We start from the raw sequence: 488 nt of genomic DNA, 5'->3' as shown, positions 1-488 counted from the left end.
CCGTGCTCGGCCTGCCGGGTCGCGAGGTTGTTGAGGGCGCCGGCGAGCCGGGGGAGGTAGGCGGCGCGGTTGGTGTCGGCGAGCGTGCGGTAGTGGGTGACGGCTTCGGTGGCGGAGGTCAGGGCGGCTGCCCGGTCGCCGTGCTCGGCCTGCCGGCCGGAGAGGTTGTCGAGGGCCTCCGCGAGGTCGGGGAGGTGGGTGGTGGGGGCGGCGTCGGCGAGGCGTCGACGGATGCCGATGGCTTCGGTGGAGGATGCCAGGGCGGCTTCCCACTTCCCGCGGCCGGACTGGTGGTTGGCGAGGTTGTTGAGGGATCGGGCGAGGTCGGGGAGGTGGGCGCGCGGGTCGGTGTCGGCGAGCGTGCGGTAGTGGGTGACGGCTTCGGTGGCGGAGGTCAGGGCGGCTGCCCGGTCGCCGACGTCGGACTGGTGGTTGGCGAGGTTGTTGAGGGATCGGGCGAGGCCGGGGAGGTGGGCGCGGGGGTCGGT

The 488-nt window shown here is 74.6% G+C and carries 1 pseudogene; it reads right to left on the bottom strand.

From position 1 onward, the window contains the following. Nucleotides 1–488 (bottom strand): annotated as a pseudogene (locus PUR61_RS44895) (ATP-binding protein); the annotation flags it as partial.

The organism is Streptomyces sp. BE20 (assembly GCF_036322525.1).
GTDB lineage: Bacteria > Actinomycetota > Actinomycetes > Streptomycetales > Streptomycetaceae > Kitasatospora.
Note: the sequence above shows the minus strand (reverse complement) of the source record. Positions and strands in the feature narration are given on the sequence as shown.